This window comes from Pseudomonas farris, assembly GCF_019145235.1.
Classification (GTDB): Bacteria; Pseudomonadota; Gammaproteobacteria; order Pseudomonadales; family Pseudomonadaceae; genus Aquipseudomonas; species Aquipseudomonas farris.
In genome coordinates this window covers 124,504-144,836 of sequence record NZ_JAHSTV010000015.1, presented here as the reverse complement: position 1 = coordinate 144,836, position 20,333 = coordinate 124,504, and the positions used below count along the sequence as shown (strand labels likewise).

The following is a 20,333-nucleotide window of genomic DNA, read 5'->3' as shown; positions in this document are numbered from 1 at the left end:
TTAGAATCGTGCTGTTCTACAGACTGTATTCCTTAGTCGATTGACATCAGCGTCAGCCCTACAACGACTGCCAACACCACCGCCCAGCTCACCATCAACCAGCGCCACAGTCGCGGGGCATGGCGCATTTCCATAAAGCCATCGGCAATCAGCCAGGCCTTGCCGACCGCCACCAGCAAAATGGCCACCGACAGCAGCCACGTCGCGCCCATCTGTGCCAGCACCACCGTGCACACGCTTAACGTGGCCAGCGCGGCCCAGCAGACCAGCAAAAACCTGGAAGCGGACATCAGAACCTCCGTCAATTCAGAACGTAGACCAGCGGAAACAGCACGACCCAGATCAGATCGACCATGTGCCAATACAGCACACCCGATTCAAGCCCGCTGCGGTTGGATGCGTTGTACAGGCCACGACGGCAACGCTCGGCCAGCCATCCGAGGATGACCATGCCGAGCAGTACATGGAGAAAATGAAAACCGGTGAGGATCCAGTAGAGGGTGAAAAACGTGTTGTGCTCCATGCCCAGCCCCGTGGCCAGCAAGTGCCGGTATTCGGTGATCTTCAACACCACGTAAACACTGGCCGCGAGCAAGGCTGCCAGCAGGTAGATAGCGCCGTGGCGAGACCGGGAGCGCTTGACTTGCTCCTGGGCCAACGCGGCGAACAGCCCGGCGGTGAGCAGGCTCAGGGTCATCGCCAGGCCGGTAGATGTGTTGAGCAACTGACGGCTTTCACCGAACAGCTGCGGTTTGAGTGCCTGGGTCACGGCGAACGTCAGAATCAGGATGGCGAACACAGACAGCTCGGCCAGAATGAAAAACCACATCGCCAGATCACCCGGCAAGTGACCCGGCGCAACGCGTCTGGCCTCAGCCGAAGTGGACATCAACCACGTCCATCAGCGCCGCAACAGTCAGCGGATCATCGCTCAGCGGCTCGGCCAGGCAGGCCATGCACGCCTCACGCGGGCTCATGCCGGAGCGGATCATTCGCGCAGTAAAAATCAACAACCGCGTCGAGGCGACTTCCTCCAGGTCATGTTGATCCAGCCTTCGCAGGGCCTGCCCCAGCCTGACCACTTGCGCCGCCAGCGCGCTGTCCACCTGCGCTTCCCGGGCGACAATGCGCTCTTCATCGGCCACCGGCGGATAGCCGAAACGCATCGCCACGAAGCGTTGTCGGGTGCTGGGTTTCATGCCTTTGAGCAGGTTCTGGTAGCCGGGGTTGTACGACACCACCAGCATGAATGACGGCGGCGCCTGCAGCACTTCGCCGGTGCGTTCCAGGAACAACTCGCGACGATCATCGGCCAGTGGATGCAACACCACCACCGTGTCCTGGCGCGCCTCGACCACTTCGTCCAGATAACAAATGCCGCCTTCACGCACCGCGCGGGTCAGTGGCCCGTCCTGCCACCAGGTGCCTTGGGCACCAATCAAATGGCGGCCAATCAAGTCGGCAGCGCTCAGATCGTCATGGCAAGCCACGGTGTACAGCGGCAGTTTCAACCGATGGGCCATGTGCTGGACGAAACGGGTCTTCCCGCACCCCGTCGGGCCTTTGATCAGCACCGGCATGCCGTGTCGCCAGGCTTGCTCGAACAGCGCCTCCTCATTATTGAGCGGTTGATAGAAGGGTTCGCAAGACTGGATTCGGTCCATGGGCTGTGTGTTCCAAAAGCGGATTCAAGCCACACGCTACGGGCCCCTGCGACAACCTGGCAAGTGACATGGTCGGCAAACTTGATCGCGGTCAAGCGAGCATTGGCCTGCTCGGGCATAGCCTTGCACGGCACTAAGAACCTGCGTTCTGCGCTGCCGTTTCAGCACATCGCAAAGGTCTTGCCTGAGGAGAAATGGAATGCTGATCAGCAATAGAAAAACGTTTGCTCTGACTGTCGCCACATTGTGTTCGGCGCTGGCCCTTGCGGTGACTCATGCGGCCCGGGCCGAAGAGCCCGCTGCCGCTGCGGCCAGCCCGCTGATGGTCAAATCCGCCGGAGCGCCCGACATGAGTCAGGCCGAGTTCGACTCTTCCAAGGAAATTTACTTCCAGCGTTGCGCCGGCTGTCACGGCGTTCTGCGCAAAGGCGCCACCGGCAAACCACTGACACCGGACATCACCCAGTCCCGCGGGCAACCGTTTCTGGAGGCGTTGATTACCTACGGTTCACCGGCGGGCATGCCGAACTGGGGAACGTCGAATGCGCTGACCAAGGATCAGATCATGTCAATGGCCAAGTTCATACAGCACGCGCCGCCGACACCGCCGGAATGGGGCATGGCCGAGACGCTGAAAACCTGGAAAGTGCTGGTCAAGCCTGAGGATCGTCCGAAGAAGCAACTGAGCAAACTCAACCTGCCGAACCTGTTTTCGGTGACGTTGCGCGATGACGGCAAGATTGCCCTGATCGACGGTGACAGCAAAAAAATCGTCAAGCTGATCGAGACCGGTTATGCGGTGCACATCTCGCGCATTTCTGCCTCGGGTCGCTACCTGTTGGTGATTGGTCGAGACGCGCGGATCGACATGATCGACCTGTGGCCGGTGGAGCCGACCAAGGTCGCCGAAGTCAAAGTGGGCATCGAGGCGCGCTCGGTGGAGACCTCCAAGTTCAAGGGCTACGAAGACAAATACACCGTCGCCGGCTCCTATTGGCCGCCGCAATTCACCATCATGGATGGCGAAACCCTGGAGCCAAAACAGATCGTCTCGACCCGCGGCATGACCGTCGACAAGCAGGAATATCACCCCGAACCCCGGGTCGCGGCGATCATCGCCTCCCACGAATGGCCGGAGTTCATCGTCAACGTCAAGGAAACCGGCAAGGTTATGCTGGTCAATTACCAGGACATCAAAAACCTCACCATCACCTACATCGATGCCGCGCCCTTCCTGCATGACGGCGGCTGGGACAGCACCCATCGCTACTTCATGACCGCCGCCAATAATTCCAACAAAGTCGCCGTGATCGATTCCAAAGATCGCAAGTTGGCAGCTTTGGTGGAGGTCGGCAAAACCCCTCACCCGGGGCGCGGCGCCAACTTCAACCACCCGACCTATGGGCCAGTCTGGGCCACCAGCCACCTGGGCGATGACGGCATCTCCCTGATCGGTACCGACCCGATCAAACACCCGCAATACGCCTGGAAACAGGTCGCCTCACTCAAGGGCCAGGGCGGCGGATCACTGTTTATCAAAACCCACCCTGACTCCCGTCACCTGTATGTCGACACCACCCTCAACCCCGACGCCAAGCTGAGCCAGTCGGTGGCGGTGTTCAACATCGACAAACTCGACGCCGGCTACACCGTGCTGCCCATCGCCGAGTACGCCGGCATCAAGCAAGGCGCGATGCGGGTGGTACAGCCGGAATACAACAAGGCCGGCGATGAAGTCTGGTTCTCCGTGTGGAGCGGTCAGTCAGAGGAATCGGCGCTGGTAGTGATCGACGACAAAACGCTGAAGCTCAAATCAGTCATAAAGGACAAACGACTGATCACACCCACCGGAAAATTCAACGTCTACAACACCCAACACGACATCTATTGAGCTCCATCAATGCAAGGAATCCCCATGAAAAATATTCTGTTTTCACTGTTCGCCCTGACCGCTGCGCTGAGCGTGCAGCCGGCCATGGCCCAAGACGGCCAGGAGCTGTTCAAGAGCAAACCCTGCGCCGCCTGCCATTCCATCGACACCAAGCTGGTCGGCCCGGCGCTCAAGGATGTCGCGGCCAAGAACGCCGGCGTGGCCGGGGCCGTGGACACCCTGGCCAGCCACATCAAGAACGGTACGCAAGGCAATTGGGGCCCGATGCCAATGCCGGCCAATCCGGTGACGGATGAAGAAGCGAAGACACTTGCAACCTGGGTCCTGAGTCTCAAATAGCCAACTGGAGGGCGTCATGACGGTTTATCGACACGCTGCGATTCTGGCGGCCCTCCTCCTCATTTGCGCAACCTCGGTTGCCGCGCCCGACGCCAAGCGTCAGGCACAACTCGAACACTTGTTGGCCCAGGATTGCGGCGCCTGCCATGGGCTGCACATGACCGGCGGACTGGGTCCCGACCTGACCCGCGCAACGCTGGCGGGCAAGTCCAGGGACAACCTGATAGCCACCGTCAGCCAAGGCCGGCCCGGCACCGCGATGCCCGGTTGGGCCCCGCTGCTCAGCCAGGACGACATCCGTTGGCTGGTCGATCTTCTTCTCCAGGGATATCCCGCACCATGATCCGATCAACCCTGCTTTTAGCGGCGACCGGGCTGTTGTTGTCCGCGTGTGTTCAGCCTCCGTTGCGTGGTACCGGTGATCTGGGCGTGGTGGTGGAGCGCGCCACCGGCAGCGTGCAAATCATCGAAAGCGACACCCGCACGGCACTGGCCCGACTCGAGGGTTTGGGCGATCTGTCCCATGCCTCGGTGGTGTTTTCCCGCGACCAGCGTTATGCCTATGTGTTCGGCCGCGACGGCGGGCTGAGCAAGATCGACCTGCTGACCCAACGCATCGATCAACGGGTGATACAGGGCGGTAACAGCATCGGTGGTGCGATCAGTCAGGACGGCAAACTCATCGCCGTGTCCAACTACGTGCCCGGCGGGGTCAAGGTGTTCGATGCTGAAACCCTGCAATTGGTGGCCAACATTCCGGCCACGCCCCTGGCCGATGGCAGCAAGCGCTCACGGGTGGTCGGCCTGGTCGACGCGCCCGGTCAGCGTTTTGTGTTCAGCCTGTTCGATACCGGCGAGATCTGGACCGCCGATTTCAGTCAGGGCAACACGCCACAGATCAGCCGCTTCACCGAGATCGGCCAGCAACCCTACGACGCGTTGGTGACCCCGGATGGTCGCTATTACATGGCCGGACTGTTCGGCGAAGACGGCATGGCGCAACTCGACCTCTGGCATCCGGAGCGCGGGGTGCAGCGAGTGCTCGGTGATTACGGTCGTGGCCAGGCGAAATTGCCCGTCTACAAGATGCCGCACCTGGAGGGCTGGGCCGTCGCCGATCACCAGGCCTTCGTGCCCGCTGTCGGTCGTCATCAGGTGCTGGTGATGGATTCGCGCACGTGGCAGCAGAGCGCTGCCATCCCCGTTGCCGGCCAACCAGTGTTCGTCACGTCGCGGCCGGACGGTCGGCAGCTGTGGGTCAATTTCGCCTACCCGGACAACGATCGGGTACAGGTTATCGACACTGAAACCCACGCCGTGGTCGCCGATCTGCGACCAGGGCCGGCGGTGCTGCACATGGAATTCACCGCTCGCGGCGACCAGTTGTGGCTGTCGTTACGCGATGGCGATCAGGTTCAAGTCTGGGACCCGTACAGCCTGAAGCAGTTGAGCACCCTTCCCGCCACCGCGCCGAGCGGCATCTTCTTCAGCAGTCGCGCGCAAAAAATGGGCTATTGAAATGAACCTCGACCTGCTCAGCCGCCAATTGATCGACCGCTTCCAGCACGGCATGCCGCTGTGTGCGGAACCGTACAAGGAGATGGCGCGGATTCTCGGTTGCCGCGTGGCCCAAGTGATGGCTTGCCTGGAAGAAATGGATCAGGCCGGCACCCTCTCACGGATCGGCCCGGTGTTCGAACACAGTCGCGCCGGGGCCAGCACCCTCGCCGCCCTCGCCGTGCCCGCCGAACGCTTGCAACAGGTCGCCGAGCACGTCAGCCAATACCCTGAGGTCAACCATAACTACGCGCGGGAGCATTTCTACAACCTGTGGTTTGTGCTGACCGGTCCCGATCGCCAACACATCGAACGCGTTCTCGAACAACTTGAAAAAGACACCGGCCTCATGCCGCTGGATCTGCCGATGTTGACCGCTTACCGCATCGACCTCGGTTTTGCCCTGGGAGAAAACCCATGACGCCGGGCTTGAGTCCTAAACAGGCACTGGCGCTGCGTCGGCATCTGGAAGGCGGATTGCCGCGGGTATCGCGCCCCTATCAGGCCCTCGCCGAACGGATAGACGCCGACGAAAACCAGGTGCTCGCGCAAATGCATCAGTGGCTCGAGCAAGGGCTGTTTCGCCGGGTCGGCCTGGTACTTAACCATCGCGCGCTGGGTTTTACCGCCAACGCCATGCTGGTGCTGGATGTTCCGGACGCGCTGATCGACGAAGTCGGCCAGCGCCTGGGCCGGGCGCACGGCATTACCCTCTGCTACCAACGGCCGCGACGCCTGCCGCAGTGGCGCTACAACCTGTTCTGCATGGTTCACGGGCGCCAACGCGCGCAGGTCGAGGCACAGATCCAGGCGTTGCTGGAAGAACACCTGCTGAGCGATCTGCCCCATCAACTGCTGTTCAGCACTCACGCGTTCAAACAGTGCGGCGGACGCTTTGCACCCTCACCAACCGGAGCCTCCACCCATGGATGACCTTGACCGTCGGTTGATCAACCGCCTGCAACTGGGCCTGCCGCTGGTGCGCCACCCGTGGCAGGCACTGGCCGCCGAACTGGAGAGCAGCAGCACCGAACTGCTCGACCGCCTCCACGAATTGCTGGAAGACGGCATGCTCACGCGCTTCGGCCCGATGTTCGACATCGAACGACTCGGCGGCGCCTTCACCCTCGCTGCGCTGGCGGTGCCGGAGGAGCGTTTCGAAGACGTCGCCGAGCAACTGCAGGCCCTGCCTGAAGTGGCGCACAACTACCGCCGCGAACACGCCTGGAACATGTGGTTCGTGCTCGGCTGCCCGACCGAACAAGGCATCGCCGAGACCCTGCAGCACATCGAAACCCTGACCGGCCTGCCGCTGCTCAACTTGCCCAAAGAGGAGACCTACCATGTCGGTCTGTACTTCCCGGTCTGAAGACACCCTGGCGCAGCGTCTGATCGAGCTGACCCAGGCCGGCCTGCCGCTGCTGGACGACCCGTGGGCCTGGCTCGCCGAACAGCTGGACCTAAATATCGAATCCACCCTGGACTTGCTCAAACGCTTGCAGGCCGAGGGCGCCATTCGGCGTATCGCCGCCGTCCCCAATCACTATCGCCTGGGCTATCGCTACAACGGCATGACCGTCTGGGATGTGCACGATAGCGACATGCCGCGCCTTGGCGCGCTGATCGGTGCACAGCCCTTCGTCAGTCATTGCTATCGACGCCCGCGACGAACCGCGTGGCGCTACAACCTGTTCGCCATGGTCCACGGCCGCAGCCGCGAGGAAATCGACAGCTACCGTGAACACCTGCGCTACTTGCTGGGCGACGCCTGCACCGCCGACGAGATGTTGGTGAGCAGTCGCATCCTGAAGAAAACCGGTTTGCGGCTGCCGCCAGTGCCACGCTGAACACGCGCTTGTTCAAGGAGATTTGCATGTTGAGGATCAGCCAATACCTGCGTGCCCTGACCGGCCAGGCGCCTGCCCCCAGAACCAGCCCACCGGGCAGCAACCGGCCACCGGTGGTGATCTGGAACCTGCTCAGGCGCTGCAACCTGACCTGCAAACACTGCTACGCCACGTCCGCCGACAGTGTCTTTCGCGACGAACTGGATACGTCCGCCGCGCTGACCGTGATCGACGATCTGCACGACGCCGGGGTGAAGGTCCTGATTCTTTCCGGCGGTGAACCGCTGTTGCGCGACGATCTGTTTGTGCTCAGCGCCTACGCCCGCACCAAGGGTTTCTTTGTCGCGTTGTCCACCAACGGCACGCTGATCGATGAGCAAAACATCGCACAGATCCGCGCGGCGAATTTCGACTATGTCGGGATCAGCATCGATGGCCTGGAAGCCACCCATGATGCCTTCCGCCAACTCAAGGGCAGTTTCGCCAGCTCCATGCGGGCGATCCGTCTCTGTCGTGAACAGGGTATTCGCGTCGGCCTGCGCACCACCCTGACCCAAGAGAACCATCAGCAATTGCCCCAGTTACTGGCGCTGATGCGCGAGTACGACGTGCAGAAGTTTTATCTGTCGCACCTCAACTACAGCGGTCGCGGCAAACGCAGCCGCAAGCTCGACGCCCGGCAGCAGATGAGCCGCGAGGCAATGACGCTGATCTTCGAACGGGCCTGGGAAGACATCCAGCAGGGCCGCGACAGCGATTTTGTCAGCGGCAACAACGATGCCGACGCGATTCTCTTGCTGCAATGGGTGGGCCTGCATCTACCCGAACATTACCCGCGCCTGGAACACATGCTCCGGGCCTGGGGCGGCAACGCCTCGGGCAGCGGTATCGCCAACATCGACAACACCGGCGAAGTGCACCCCGACACCTATTGGTGGCAGCACTCGGTGGGCAATGTCCGGCATACGCCGTTTCGCACGCTCTGGCTGGACCAGCCGGACGCTTTGTTGCAGCAGCTGCGTGTGCATCCACGCGTCGTCGGTGGCCGTTGCGGCCAATGCCGCTGGCTGAACATCTGCAACGGCAATACCCGCACCCGCGCCTGGGCCGAAGGCGACCTCTGGGGCCAGGACCCCGGCTGCCATCTCAGCGATGAAGAAATCGGTATGCCGTCATTAATGACCATCCCTTGCGTCATGCACTGAAGCACCCGCCTGCGAGCCCCGGTCAACCTGATGAAGAACCAAGGACGTCCCATGCACCCATCGATTATTTTACCGGCCGCACTTGCGTCCCCGTTCAGACCGGGCGAAGTGGCCCTGGTCGGCGCCGGCCCCGGTGATCCACGCTTGCTGACCCTGCGTGCCTGGAGCCTGTTGATGCAGGCCGACGCCGTGGTTTACGACCGCCTGATCAGCCCCGACCTGCTGACGTTGATCCCCCTCACCTGCGCCCGGCATTACGTCGGCAAGGCCAGCGGCTGCCACAGCCTGCCCCAGGAACAGATCAACGAACTGCTTGCCGACCTCGCCGATCGGGGGCAGCGTGTGGTCCGGCTCAAGGGAGGCGACCCGTTCATATTCGGCCGTGGCGCCGAGGAACTGGAATATCTGCTGCAACGCAACATTGACTGCCAGGTGGTCCCGGGCGTTACCGCCGCTTCCGGTTGCAGTGCTTATGCGGGCATTCCGCTGACCCACCGGGATCTGGTCAACTCCTGCCGCTTTATTACGGGGCATTTACAGCGCGATGGTGAGTTGCAATTGCCCTGGAGCAGCCTCGCCGACAGCAGCCAGACCCTGGTGTTTTACATGGGGTTATCGAACCTCGGAATTATCGCCCAGCGCTTGATCGAAGCCGGAATGGCCGCTGATACACCGGCGGCGCTGATCAGCAATGGCACGCGTCCCGACCAGCACGTCGCCCGAGGCAAGTTGCACCAGTTGCCGACCCTGGCGCTGGATTGCCCACCGGGCATTCCGACGCTGACGGTGATCGGCAAAGTGGTCGATCTGTTCGCGACCCAACAGCAGGAATACCCGGCACGCTTTTACGCCGCTCCGGTGTTGCAACGCCACGGTAAGGTGGCGATATGAGACGCATGCTGCTTGCCCCCTTGTTATGGATCGGTACGGCCCATGCCGGCGCAGCGATTCCACCCTCCGACGCGGCCGCCGACCTCTACCAACAGCATTGCCAAAGCTGCCATGGCGCCAACCGTTTAGGCGGTACGGGGCCGGCCTTGCTGCCGGAAAGTCTGAGCCGGATCAAACCCGATGAAATCCGCAGCGTCATTCAGAACGGTCGCCCCGCGAGTCAGATGACCGGGTATGCCAATGTGTTCAGTCCCGCGCAGATCGACGCGCTGGTGGATTACCTTCAGCAACCACCCGCCACCCCGCCCACCTGGAATAACGACGACATTCGCGGCAGTCATTCCATTCTCGCCGATATCAGCAAACTGCCCGACACGCCCCAGCATGGCGCCGATCCGCTGAACCTGTTTGTGGTGGTGGAAGCCGGCGACCATCACATCGACATCCTCGACGGCGATCGTTTCGACGTGCTGGCGCGGTTTGCTTCGCACTTTGCGGTGCATGGCGGGCCGAAGTTCTCGCCGGATGGGCGCTTCGTCTACGTGGCCTCACGGGATGGCTGGGTCAGCTTGTATGACTTGCACAACCTGAAGCTGATCGCCGAGGTCCGCGCCGGGCTCAATACCCGCAACCTGGCGGTGAGCAAGGATGGTCGCTGGGTGCTGGTGGGCAACTATCTACCCGGCAATCTGGTGGTGCTCGATGCCCGCGATCTGTCGCTGGTCAAAACCATCCCGGCAATCGGCCAGGACGGCACCGCGTCACGGGTCAGCGCGGTCTACACCGCCCCGCCACGAGACAGTTTCATCGTGGCGCTAAAGGATGTGAAGGAAGTCTGGGAGCTGTCGAGCGCCGGCACACCGGACTTCGAACCACGACGCATCCAGGCCGAGGATGTGCTGGACGACTTTTCCTTTTCACCGGACTACAAGCAGCTGCTGGCCACATCGCGCAAGGCCAAGGGTGGGCAGGTGATCGACCTCGACAGTGGCAAGGTGGTCACCGACATACCGCTGCCGGGCATGCCGCACCTGGGGTCCGGGACCTACTGGAAACGTAATGGTGAGTGGGTGTTCGCCACGCCGAACATCAGCAAGGGTCTGATCTCGGTCATCGACTTCAAGACCTGGAAACTGATCAAGGAAATTCCGACGCTGGGGCCGGGGTTCTTCATGCGCAGTCATGTCAACTCGCAGTATGCCTGGACCGATGTGTTCTTCGGGCCTGATAACGATGCGATCCACTTGATTGACAAACAGACCCTGGAAATCGCCCACACTTTGCGCCCGATGCCTGGCAAGACGGCCGCCCACGTCGAGTTCACTCGCGATGGCCGCTACTTGCTGTTGAGCGTCTGGGCCACCGATGGCGCGCTGATTGTGTATGACAGTAATACCCTCAAAGAGATCAAGCGCCTGCCGATGAACAAGCCGTCGGGTAAATATAACGTCGGTAACAAGATTGAGTTTGTGGAGGGGACTTCGCATTAGATCTTGGTGTATATCCGTTTCTGCGGTCAGGTCCTGCTCCGTGGGCCCGCCGCCATCGGCCATCCATGGCCGGGGGCGGCTAACCCGGCATCCATGCCGGGTTGCCCACTGCGCAGAACCTCCTCTTGGCTTCTCGAGGGGGCGACTACCGCAACAGCAAAAGCGAGGCGGCCTCTGGGCCGACCTAGGCATCAAGCGGGCGCGCTTCGCTGACTTGATCGTTCACATCCTCTGGAAGCAACACTGATTAATTGTGGGAGCGGGCTTGCTCGCGAAGGCGGACTTACATTCAACATTTATGTCGACTGACACGGCCTCTTCGCGAGCAAGCCCGCTCCCACAGTTGAAATGTTGTCAGGTATGGCATTCGGGTACACCGCCGCTGACCAGACTTGACCGAACCAACATCAGGTCGGCTATCAGGCCGCCTCGCTTTGGCTTTTGATCTGGCTTTTGATGTTGATCTTGACCTGCCCCGTCGGAAGGCCGAACGCAGGTTCTGCGCAGTGGGCACCGCGGCAAGGATGCCGCGGTAGCCGCCCCCGGCCATGGATGGCCGATGGCGGCGGGCCCACGGAGCAGGACCGGAGTGAGGGTATGGCGAGCCTAGGCGAGCCACCGTACGTCAGGGGCGAAAAGCGTTTGGTTACTTGGCGCTTTTCCAAGTGACCCGCCGTAAGGGCGGAACCCTAAGCCGCCATTACCGCAGAAATGGATATGTACTCGGTCAACAAACCACGGACCACATCACCCCAAGGTATAACCGTTATCAACCTTCCAATCCTGCCCATAGACACCCCGGGCGCCTTGGGACAGTTGAAAAATAATCACATTGGCCACCGCCGACGCATCAAGAAAATGCCCCGGCAGCAGACGCTTCCCAAGGGTATCAGCGACGTCATCAAGCTCCCCATCGCTCAACCCCAGGTTGTCCCACATCGAGGTCGCGGTCGGCCCCGGGGAAACCAGATTGATGCGCACGTCATAACGCGCGAACTCCACCGCCAATGTGCGTGCCTGAGCCGCCAGCGCGGCCTTGCTGGCAATGCAGGCAGCCAGACCGGGAAAGCTCGAACCGGTCAGGAAACTACCGACAAACACCACCGAAGCCGGGTTCGCCAACTCACCGCGCAACGCCGCCAGGGTGTTCAACGCCCCGGCACCATTGACCGCCCATTGGCGCTGAAAGGCCGGCATGTCCAGGCTGTCGGCCATTTCAGCAATGCCCGCGTTGGGCACCAGATAATCCACCCGCCCTAGCGCCGCCGCCCTCCGGGCCAGCCCTTGCAAGTCTTCCTCGCACGTGACGTCCCCCGCGCACCATTGCAGCCGCTCACCGTAGATCTGCTGCAAGGCTGGCAATTCACCGACGGTGCGTGACATCGCCAGCACCTTGACCCCGCGAGGCAACAGCGCGGCGCACAACGCCAGGCCAATCCCGGAGCTGGCGCCGGTGATCACCGCCAAACGATCCTGAAACTCGGTTTGCATCATGTTCTCCTGGGCATCGTTAATGCCAAGCACTGGGGACGTTGTGAGCCCCTATCTTTGAACAGACGCAGAAATACTGACTTGACGGCGATCAGATTTTCTCGATGACGCGTCGGATAATCGGCCGGCTCAATGAGTCGAGTGCGACATCGCTGGCTGCTGCTGAAGCACCGCCTGATCGATCTCGCTGAACCGCAGCACACGCCCCCCCTGGTCGGCGGCCAGTTTTTCCGCAGCCTGCTGGCTGGAGAAGGACGCCAGCACTACACCCATGGCGCCTTTGAGCTGGGTGCCAACCACGTAAAACGCATCCTTGGCATCGATCAGATGGGCATCATTGGGTGCGTTCCACGGACTGCGGCCCATGTCGTGGACATACAACCGGGCCTCGCCATGATGATTTTCCGGTTGCAGCCACCAACCGATCATCTCCGCCGTGGAGCAGAATTTCTTGATGCCGCTGCGCTCGACCACTTCGCCCTTGGGCCCGGGGAAGCCGTCGATGATCATGCCGCAAACATGGCATTCATCACTGGGATGAAAAGCAGCGGCGGCGTCGCTGTAGGTGGCTTGCACGGGTTTGTCACAGGCCGCCAGCAGCAGGCCGAACATCAGGCCCGCCACGGCGCGTGCCGTCGTCGAATACAGATTACTCATCGTCAGATGCTCCAAAAACCAAGGTGTGAATTCATGTCGCCCGTCGACGGAACAGCAACCAGGCCAAGCCCAAAGGCACTGCCACCCACAGCAACAGGCACAACCAGAGCATCGAGCCCGGCACTGGCAAATCGCTGCCCAGGGTCAGCACGCCAGCGCTACCGGCGCCGGGCTCGAAACCGGAGAGATTGATCAGGCGATAGATATCGGCGGGGTTGAGCAGCAGCAACCACGGCAGCACCTTCGGGTTGAACTGCCCTTCGCTGAGCACCAGCAATGCCAGCAGCGCCAGGTCGAACACCAGCACGAAGAAGAACCACACCCCCAGCGCCAGCCCGGCGGCCGTGGATTTCTCGGCGGACACACTGCTCAGCACATAGGCCAGCCCAAGAAAGCCCCAGCCCAGTAACGTCGACGACAGCATGAATCGTCCAAACGCCCAGAGCAGCAGGTTCAGTTCGACGTCTTCCACCAGCACCGCAATCGCGAGCATCGCGCAGCCGAAACCGATGAGGGTCGCCAGCGCCAGGATCAATCCGTGGCCGACGAACTTGCCGAGCAGGATGTGTCCGCGCCCCAGCGGATAGGTCAGCAACAGCAGCAACGTGCCGCTTTCGTCTTCGCCGACGATGGCGTCATAGGCCAGCAGCAAGGCAATCAGCGGCATCAGGAACGTCGCCAGGCTGGCGAGGCTAGCGATGGTGGCGGGCACCGAAGTGAAGCCCAATTGCCCCGAAGCCGCCGCCCCCAACCAGGCGATGCCGGTCGCCAACACCGCGAACAACAGACTGATCGCCAACAACCAGCGGTTGCGCAAGCCGTCATTGAATTCCTTGCGGGCCATGTTCCAGATCGGGTTCATACGGTCTCTCCACTGGGGGTCGCGCCGGCCCGGCCCATGTAATAGCGGTAGATGTCCTCCAGGGACGGTGGGTCGATTTCCACATCAGCTGGCTCGTGTTCATTAAGCAGTTCGCGCAGCAGGTCCAATTTGTTGCCATTGAGCGCAGCCACTTCAAGGCCCTCCACGCCCCAGCGCTGGGTGACGTGCCCGGCGTTGTTCCAGGATCGCTGCAATGGCTCGGTGTGCTTGAGCCCATTGGCGCGGATCAGCGTCGGCAACCCGGCTTCCTCGCGCAAACTGCGCAGACTGCCGAGGGCCAGCAGGCGCCCCTGGGTCAGAATCGCGGCACGGTTGATATGCGCCTCGACACCCGGCAATACGTGGGAGCAGAGAATGATGCTGGTGCCCTGGCTGCGCAGCCGATCGAGTAACCGATAGAGATCTTGAGTGGCGATCGGATCGAGGCCGACGGTCGGCTCATCGAGCAGCAATAAACGCGGCTCGCCGAGCAAGGCTTGCGCCAGCCCCAGGCGCTGGCGCATGCCCTTGGAATAGGTCTTGACCCGTCGATGCGCCGCGCCCGCCAGGCCGACTTCCTCCAGCAGCACGTCCACCTGCGCGGGCGCTGCGCCTTTGAGTCGGGCGAAATGACGCAAGGTCTCCAGGCCGCTCAACTGCGGATAGAAGGTCACGTTCTCCGGCAAATAGCCCAGCAAACGCCGAACGTGCGGATCACTGGGCATGCGACCGAACACCCTGACCGATCCTTCACTGGCCTGGAGCAGACCGAGCACCAGTTTCATGCTGGTGGTCTTGCCCGCGCCGTTGTGCCCGAACAAGCCCAGCACTTCGCCTTCGCCCAGGCTCAGGTTCAACTGATGCAACACGGTGGTGTACCCATAGCGCTGGCTGACGCCTTCCATGTCAATGACGTTCATGTGGTGGGCTCCTGGGTCAGGGGTCGTGTGGTGGGATTCATCAGCGGATGGCTGTCCAGGACGCCGGGCGATTTCATCACCGGAAAGGCCCGTTGCACCCAACGCAGCAATTCGATCCCGGGGCTGTTCATCAACAGCCGCACCTGCGGGTACAGCCACAGCAAGCGGTCGACGTTGTCGTTGGGTTCGTAGGCGATATCGCCCAGGCCATCGTTGTTGCGATCCCAGCCCAGGTAATCGCTCCAGTAATTGCCCCGGCCATCCACCGACCATTCCTGCAAGCGGGTGGCGACGTATTTGACCTGCCGTTGGTTGCCGATAAACGCGTTGTCGGCGATGCGGTTGTCTTCGGAGCCGGCGGTGAGGTGAATGCCCACGGCGCTGTGCTCGAAGTGGTTGTGTTCGATGCTGTTGAACAGCGAGTTGTAGATGAACAACGCCTTGCCCTCGGCACCGCTGATCATGCTGTCGCCGGTCGAGCCGTCGCGCACGTCCGTGACGAAATTGTCGCGCAAGGTTGAATAGGTGATGTAGTTCATCAGGATGCCGTAGTTCTGATCCTGTTCGGAGCGGTTGCCGATCACTGTGAGCTTGCGGCTTTGCATCAAGGCGTAGCCGGTGCGGGTGCGGCGGGTGGTGTTGCCTATCAATTGGTTGTCGTTGGCGAACATGTAATGCACGCCGTAACGCAGGTCTTCCAGGGTATTGCCCTGCAGCAGGTTGCCGTTGGAGGTATCAATGTAGATGCCATCGCGGGTGTCGCGCACCTGGTTGCCAATGACCCTGGCGCCATGCACCGCATACAGATGAATGCCGTTGCCGCGATCCTGAGAACGCATCGTTGGATCACCCTGAATACGGTTGTCGATCAGGCTCACATCCTGAGTGCCGTCGACCCAGATACCGAAGCCCTTACCCTTCAGGCGATTGCCTTTAATCACCGCGCCATGGGCTTTGGGCTGGATAAACACCGCTGCATTCATGGCCGTGAGGTCGTGGCCCCAGTCCAGAAAGGTACAGCCCTCGATCCGGACATCGGGTGCGCTGACGATCACGCCGTTGCCCTGCCCTTGCGCCTGAAACACCGCGCCGGGCTCGCAGACAATCTGCATCGGTTGATCAACGCTGAACGAGCCACGGTACTCGCCCGCCGGCAAGTGCCAGCGTTGTTCAGCGTCAACCCGCAACGGCAACGTGGTGATCGGTTGCACCGCCGCCAGTGCCCCGCCTGACATCAACAGGAGCACAAGGGCAAAGACCTTCACCGGGTTTTCCTTGATATCGGTCATCGGCCCGCTCCCGTCGATTGCCAGCCGTCAGGCCCGCTCGACCTTCATGCGGCCGACCATTTCCATGTGCAGCGCATGGCAAAACCAGCTGCAGTAGTACCAATGCAGGCCGGCCTTGTCGGCGGTAAAGGTGATCGAGGACGTCTGCTGCGGGCTGATTTCCATGCTGACGCCATGGTTGGTCATCACGAAACCGTGGGTCACGTCTTCAATCTGGTCGATGTTGGTGATGGTCACCGTGACCTCGTTGCCTTGTTTGACGGTGAACTCCGGCATGCCGTAGGCCGGGGCCATCGAGGTCATGTAGACGCGGACTTTGTTACCGTCGCGGATGACCTTGTTGTCGGTCTCCAGCTTGATCCCGTCCTTCGCAGCGATGACCACGGTTTCGGCGAAAAACGGGTCGTTGCGGTCCCAGATTTTCTTGGTCTTGATCTGGTCGCGCCGGGCCATGATGCAGTCGTGGGGTTCGGCGAAGGCCGGACCGTCGTGCACCAGTTTCATTTCCTCGCCGGAGATGTCGATCAACTGATCGTTTTCCGGGTGCAACGGGCCGGTCGGCAGGAAGCGGTCCTTGGAGAATTTGCTCAGGACCATCAGCCATTTGCCGTCGGCTTCGCTGGTTTCAGTCAGCGACGCATGGTTGTGGCCCGGCTGGTACTGCACGTCGAGTTTCTGCTTGATGTAGTTGACCTTCTCGCCGGTGTAGGCGCGAACGGCTTCTTCGACATTCCACTTCACCACCTGGCTGTCGATAAACAGCGTGGTGTAGGCATTTCCGCGGCCGTCGTAAGTGGTGTGTAGCGGGCCCAGACCCAGTTCCGGCTCGCCGACCACCGCGTCACGCGGGTCCTTGAGTTTGTCGTCGAACAGATCATCCAGCTTGGCGGTGGCGATGATCGTGCAAGTGGGCGAGAGTTTGCCGGCGGCAATGAAGTACTTGCCATCGGGCGTCATATTGATCCCGTGGGGGTTCTTCGGCACCGGGATGTAACGGGTGAATGCGCTGTCCTTGCCCTCGGTTTTTCGACCGTCGACCACCGGCACTTTCGAGCCGTCCAGGGTGATGAACTTGCCGGCCTTGATCGCCGCTTCAATGCGCTGGATGTTGAACACCACCACCCAATCGCGCTCGTTGCGCATCATGCCGCCCAGGTCGTAGGCCTTCTCCGAGTTGTAGCAGGTCGACGCCGCATATTTGCCGGTGTAGTCGGCGTCGGTGTTATCCAGGTTGCCGTCGACGATGACCTGGAAGGCCATTTCCATTTTCTCGGCATCGATGGCGTTGAACATCGTGTAGCTGTTCTTGTCCTGCAGGTCGAAGGTGCTGCCGTCATTGGGATGCGGAATGACGAATTCGGCATTGGCGAACACGTACTTTGTGTGCGGCATTTTCTGCAGGCGCAGCCCGTGAACGGCCTGCACATTGGGCACGGTGAGCATCTTGTCGCACTTCATGATGTCCAGACGGATACGCGCAACGCGGCTGTTGGCCTTGTCGTTGATGAACAGATACTTGCCGTCGTACTTGCCATCGGTCATCGATAAGTGTGGGTGGTGGCAGTCGCCATTCTGGAAATGCGCGCTGTCGCCCATGATCCGTTTGCTTTCGTTGGTCAGGCCCCATCCAGTGGCGGAGTCGACGTTGAACACCGGAACACGCAACAACTCGCGCATCGACGGAATGCCCATGATCCGCACTTCGCCCTGATGGCCTCCGCTCCAGAAACCGTAGTACTCGTCCAGCTCGCCTGGCCCGACGTGGGTTTTCGATTGCGCGTCCTTGGCCGCAGCCGCCCAGGTCTCACGGGTGAACACTGCGCCACCGATGGCCGTGGCACCGGCCAGTACCGCGCCGGTCACCGCACTGGTGCCCAGGAAGCCGCGACGACTGAGGCCGGTCGATTCCGGCACTTCAGCTACTTTTTTGGATTCTGTGTCGTTCATCAGGTGTTTTCCTTGAAGGGATAAAAACGGTCACTGCGGACAGGCGCTCGCGGGGTTCATTCCAGAGCGGTCACTTCCACGACAGGTATCAGTTGCACCGCCACGGGTGCCGGTTTGCCGCGCTTCTTGCGCTTGTTGATCAGCGGCGGGCATTTGTTTTCGTTGTGGTAGGTCATCTGGCAATCGAGGCAGTAGTGGCACTCGTTGGCATTGATCCGGCCATCGGGATGAATCGCCTGGATCTCGCATTCCTTGGCGCACAACTGGCAGGGGCTGCCGCATTCCTTGCGGCGCTTGAGCCAGTCGAACAGGCGCAATTTGGTCGGGATCGCCAGCGCCGCGCCCAAGGGGCAGATGTAGCGGCAATAGACTTTGCGCGTGAAAATGTTGATCACCAGCAGCGCCACCGCGTAGAGCACGAACCACCACTGGCGGTCGAACTTGAGGGTGATGGCGGTTTTGAAGGGTTCCACCTCGGCGAACAGCTCGGCGGTGGACATTGATTCCAGGGAGATACCGAAGAGCAGCAGCAAAATGATGTATTTGATCGCCCACAGCCGCTCATGCACCGCAAACGGCAATTCGTATTGGGGAATTTTCAACTTGCGCGCCGCTTCGTTGATCAACTCTTGCAAGGCGCCAAACGGGCACAGCCAGCCGCAGAACACACCACGCCCCCACAACAAAATGCTCGCGGCGGTGAAGACCCAGAGCATGAAGATCAGCGGATCGGTGAGAAACAGCTCCCAGCGAAAGTGCTCGAACAGCGCATGCACAAAGGTCAGGACATTGACCACCGACAACTGCCCCAGGGCATACCAGCCCAGAAAGACCACGGTAAAGAGCAGGTAACCACGGCGCAGCCAGTGCAGAAAGCGTGGCCGGCGGGTGAGTTTGTCTTGCAGGAACAGGATGGCCGTCAGCAGCAACAACGCGCTCGCGAGGACGGCGATCTGGAAGTGTTTCTGGTACCAGATGTTCAACCACATCGGCCGGCTGGCTTCCTCGATGGCCGCCAGCTCTTCGGCACTGGGCGCGGGGCGCTCAAGGTAGGGTTCGGGCAGTTGATAAGGCAGTTCGAAGCTGCTGAAGGTGCCGCTGACCGGTCCCGTCTGACGCCGCACCAGGAGCTCCAGGGACCAGGGCGATCCCGGATCGAAACCGGCCGGTTTGCGCACAATGAACACCGACATTTCAGTGAACTCGGGCATGCCCTTGGCAAACACGTCGGAGAGCCGCTGATGGTCCATGTCGCGAAAGCTGATGACATTGCCGAACTGGCGCAATTGCACCCGATCGAAAATCCCGCCGCGCACATAACCCGAGCCTTTATAGGAAAACAGCCCACGTCCCAGCACCACGATGGCCTGCTCGCCAGGTTTGAGTTCCTGCATGAGGAAGCGATATTGATTGTCGCCCAGCAACGCGCGGCCAATGGTCGGCGGGTTCAAGTGGGCGGTGTACAGTTCGATAAAGGTGTCATCGACTTGATCCGGGCCGGCGTTGTCAACGCCTTCGGCTTCGGTGCCCTTGAAGGCGGCATCGACCTGCCCACGGGTCAGGTTCAACCGGCGAATGGCGCCGTTACCGGTCAGTTGCTCCCAGGTGGCAGGCTCGAAAAAATCCTGGCGCACGATGGCGGGCTTGTTCACCACCCCGCCCCTGTCCTCGATCAGCTTCAACGATACGGCCACCTCATGGGCGGCACGCATGATGACCTCATTGACCACCATGGCGGTGACGGTTGCGCCGGCGATGGCATCCACGGTGACCGCGCTTGGGTCGCTGGAATGGCCGACGACCACCCGCTGGCTGACCTTGATCCCTTTGTATCGGGCGCTGAAGCCATGGAGTTTTTCTTCGGGGATGCCGATCAGCAGAATCGGTTCGTGGTGCTCCAGCACATAGGCGTCCTGAATCACCCCGGCGGTGTCGAGGATCACCTGGGTGTTGATGGGTTTGCCCGAGTAGGCCGGAATGTCCACCACATCCAGGCTCTGGAACACATACCCGATGACCTTGCCGGCCGCCGACAGCGTGCGCACCTTGAACGTGCCTTCGGCTGCGGACACCGAATCGGTTTGAGGGAAAACCTTCTCGATGCGCTGCTGCTCGATGTCGCCGTATGACTTGGCCTGCACCGTCGCGAACGCTGCGATCATCAGCAAGACCATCACCGCCAGCCCGACGCTCCAGATGCGCAGGTTGCCATGTATCGAAGGCTGATGGATTGTCATGAGCACGCTGATTTCAAAGGGGCTTGCGGCAATGTTAGGGAGCGCT

21 protein-coding genes are annotated in these 20,333 nt (G+C 61.1%); 11 read left to right on the top strand and 10 right to left on the bottom strand.

Going from position 1 to position 20,333, the window contains the following annotated elements; genetic code table 11:
* Positions 1-32 precede the first annotated feature (32 nt).
* From KVG95_RS26880 to KVG95_RS26870, 3 genes are read right to left on the bottom strand one after another with little or no spacing between them, the layout of a single operon-like run.
* Positions 33-290 (bottom strand): cytochrome C oxidase subunit IV family protein, encoded by a 258-nt coding sequence (locus KVG95_RS26880; RefSeq protein ID WP_217858543.1) that lies wholly within the window; start codon positions 288-290, stop codon positions 33-35.
* Positions 291-301: 11 nt separating this feature from the next.
* A complete protein-coding gene (locus KVG95_RS26875; RefSeq protein ID WP_217858542.1) occupies positions 302-889 on the bottom strand; it encodes a cytochrome c oxidase subunit 3 in 588 nt (195 codons plus the stop codon).
* Complete coding sequence (locus KVG95_RS26870; protein WP_038982739.1) at positions 873-1,664, bottom strand: CbbQ/NirQ/NorQ/GpvN family protein; 792 nt, start codon at positions 1,662-1,664, stop codon at positions 873-875. Before KVG95_RS26870 ends, KVG95_RS26875 begins: the two co-directional genes overlap by 17 nt.
* 199 nt (positions 1,665-1,863) lie before the next feature.
* Here KVG95_RS26870 and KVG95_RS26865 point away from each other — a divergent pair, with 199 nt between their 5' ends.
* The 11 genes from KVG95_RS26865 to KVG95_RS26815 are packed head-to-tail and all read left to right on the top strand — an operon-like array spanning position 1,864 to position 10,884.
* The gene (locus KVG95_RS26865; RefSeq protein ID WP_217858541.1) at positions 1,864-3,555 is read left to right on the top strand and encodes a cytochrome D1 domain-containing protein; all 1,692 of its coding nucleotides are present in this window, start codon (positions 1,864-1,866) and stop codon (positions 3,553-3,555) included.
* 24 nt (positions 3,556-3,579) lie between these two features.
* Positions 3,580-3,894 carry a c-type cytochrome gene (locus KVG95_RS26860; protein ID WP_052964437.1) on the top strand — a complete coding sequence of 105 codons (315 nt, stop codon included), beginning with the start codon at positions 3,580-3,582 and terminating at the stop codon, positions 3,892-3,894.
* A gap of 16 nt (positions 3,895-3,910) precedes the next feature.
* Positions 3,911-4,237: a c-type cytochrome gene (locus KVG95_RS26855; RefSeq protein ID WP_217858540.1), complete on the top strand. Its 327-nt coding sequence runs from the start codon at positions 3,911-3,913 to the stop codon at positions 4,235-4,237.
* Entirely contained in the window at positions 4,234-5,412 is a 1,179-nt protein-coding gene (locus tag KVG95_RS26850; RefSeq protein WP_217858539.1) for a cytochrome D1 domain-containing protein, read from the top strand. Before KVG95_RS26855 ends, KVG95_RS26850 begins: the two co-directional genes overlap by 4 nt.
* A 1-nt stretch (position 5,413) precedes the next feature.
* On the top strand, positions 5,414-5,872 hold the full coding sequence (locus KVG95_RS26845; RefSeq protein ID WP_201060731.1) for a hypothetical protein: 459 nt from the start codon (positions 5,414-5,416) through the stop codon (positions 5,870-5,872).
* Positions 5,869-6,384: a siroheme decarboxylase subunit beta gene (gene ahbB / locus KVG95_RS26840; RefSeq protein ID WP_217858538.1), complete on the top strand. Its 516-nt coding sequence runs from the start codon at positions 5,869-5,871 to the stop codon at positions 6,382-6,384. Before KVG95_RS26845 ends, ahbB (KVG95_RS26840) begins: the two co-directional genes overlap by 4 nt.
* Complete coding sequence (locus tag KVG95_RS26835; protein ID WP_008075024.1) at positions 6,377-6,820, top strand: Lrp/AsnC family transcriptional regulator; 444 nt, start codon at positions 6,377-6,379, stop codon at positions 6,818-6,820. Before ahbB (KVG95_RS26840) ends, KVG95_RS26835 begins: the two co-directional genes overlap by 8 nt.
* Positions 6,795-7,298, top strand: a complete 504-nt coding sequence (gene ahbB / locus KVG95_RS26830) for a siroheme decarboxylase subunit beta (protein ID WP_217858537.1) — start codon at positions 6,795-6,797, stop codon at positions 7,296-7,298. Before KVG95_RS26835 ends, ahbB (KVG95_RS26830) begins: the two co-directional genes overlap by 26 nt.
* Before the next feature lie 26 nt (positions 7,299-7,324).
* Positions 7,325-8,503 carry a heme d1 biosynthesis radical SAM protein NirJ gene (gene nirJ, locus KVG95_RS26825; protein WP_217858536.1) on the top strand — a complete coding sequence of 393 codons (1,179 nt, stop codon included), beginning with the start codon at positions 7,325-7,327 and terminating at the stop codon, positions 8,501-8,503.
* Positions 8,504-8,554: 51 nt separating this feature from the next.
* On the top strand, positions 8,555-9,394 hold the full coding sequence (gene cobA / locus KVG95_RS26820; RefSeq protein ID WP_217858535.1) for a uroporphyrinogen-III C-methyltransferase: 840 nt from the start codon (positions 8,555-8,557) through the stop codon (positions 9,392-9,394).
* Positions 9,391-10,884 carry a nitrite reductase gene (locus KVG95_RS26815; RefSeq protein ID WP_217858534.1) on the top strand — a complete coding sequence of 498 codons (1,494 nt, stop codon included), beginning with the start codon at positions 9,391-9,393 and terminating at the stop codon, positions 10,882-10,884. The genes cobA and KVG95_RS26815 overlap by 4 nt, the downstream gene beginning before the upstream one ends.
* Before the next feature lie 747 nt (positions 10,885-11,631).
* Here KVG95_RS26815 and KVG95_RS26810 read toward each other — a convergent pair.
* The 7 genes from KVG95_RS26810 to nosR all read right to left on the bottom strand — a co-directional run bounded on the left by KVG95_RS26810 (position 11,632) and on the right by nosR (position 20,287).
* A complete protein-coding gene (locus KVG95_RS26810; RefSeq protein WP_217858533.1) occupies positions 11,632-12,375 on the bottom strand; it encodes an SDR family NAD(P)-dependent oxidoreductase in 744 nt (247 codons plus the stop codon).
* A 129-nt stretch (positions 12,376-12,504) separates the two neighbouring features.
* The gene (locus KVG95_RS26805; protein ID WP_217858532.1) at positions 12,505-13,032 is read right to left on the bottom strand and encodes a nitrous oxide reductase accessory protein NosL; all 528 of its coding nucleotides are present in this window, start codon (positions 13,030-13,032) and stop codon (positions 12,505-12,507) included.
* A 31-nt stretch (positions 13,033-13,063) separates the two neighbouring features.
* Positions 13,064-13,894 carry an ABC transporter permease gene (locus KVG95_RS26800; RefSeq protein ID WP_030130697.1) on the bottom strand — a complete coding sequence of 277 codons (831 nt, stop codon included), beginning with the start codon at positions 13,892-13,894 and terminating at the stop codon, positions 13,064-13,066.
* Positions 13,891-14,814, bottom strand: coding sequence for an ABC transporter ATP-binding protein (locus KVG95_RS26795; RefSeq protein WP_217858531.1), 924 nt, complete (start codon positions 14,812-14,814; stop codon positions 13,891-13,893). Before KVG95_RS26795 ends, KVG95_RS26800 begins: the two co-directional genes overlap by 4 nt.
* Positions 14,811-16,103 carry a nitrous oxide reductase family maturation protein NosD gene (locus KVG95_RS26790; protein WP_217858530.1) on the bottom strand — a complete coding sequence of 431 codons (1,293 nt, stop codon included), beginning with the start codon at positions 16,101-16,103 and terminating at the stop codon, positions 14,811-14,813. The genes KVG95_RS26795 and KVG95_RS26790 overlap by 4 nt, the downstream gene beginning before the upstream one ends.
* 27 nt (positions 16,104-16,130) lie before the next feature.
* The gene (nosZ, locus tag KVG95_RS26785) at positions 16,131-18,053 is read right to left on the bottom strand and encodes a TAT-dependent nitrous-oxide reductase (RefSeq protein ID WP_437180808.1); all 1,923 of its coding nucleotides are present in this window, start codon (positions 18,051-18,053) and stop codon (positions 16,131-16,133) included.
* A 53-nt stretch (positions 18,054-18,106) separates the two neighbouring features.
* Complete coding sequence (gene nosR, locus KVG95_RS26780) at positions 18,107-20,287, bottom strand: transcriptional regulator NosR (RefSeq protein WP_217858548.1); 2,181 nt, start codon at positions 20,285-20,287, stop codon at positions 18,107-18,109.
* Positions 20,288-20,333 lie beyond the last annotated feature (46 nt).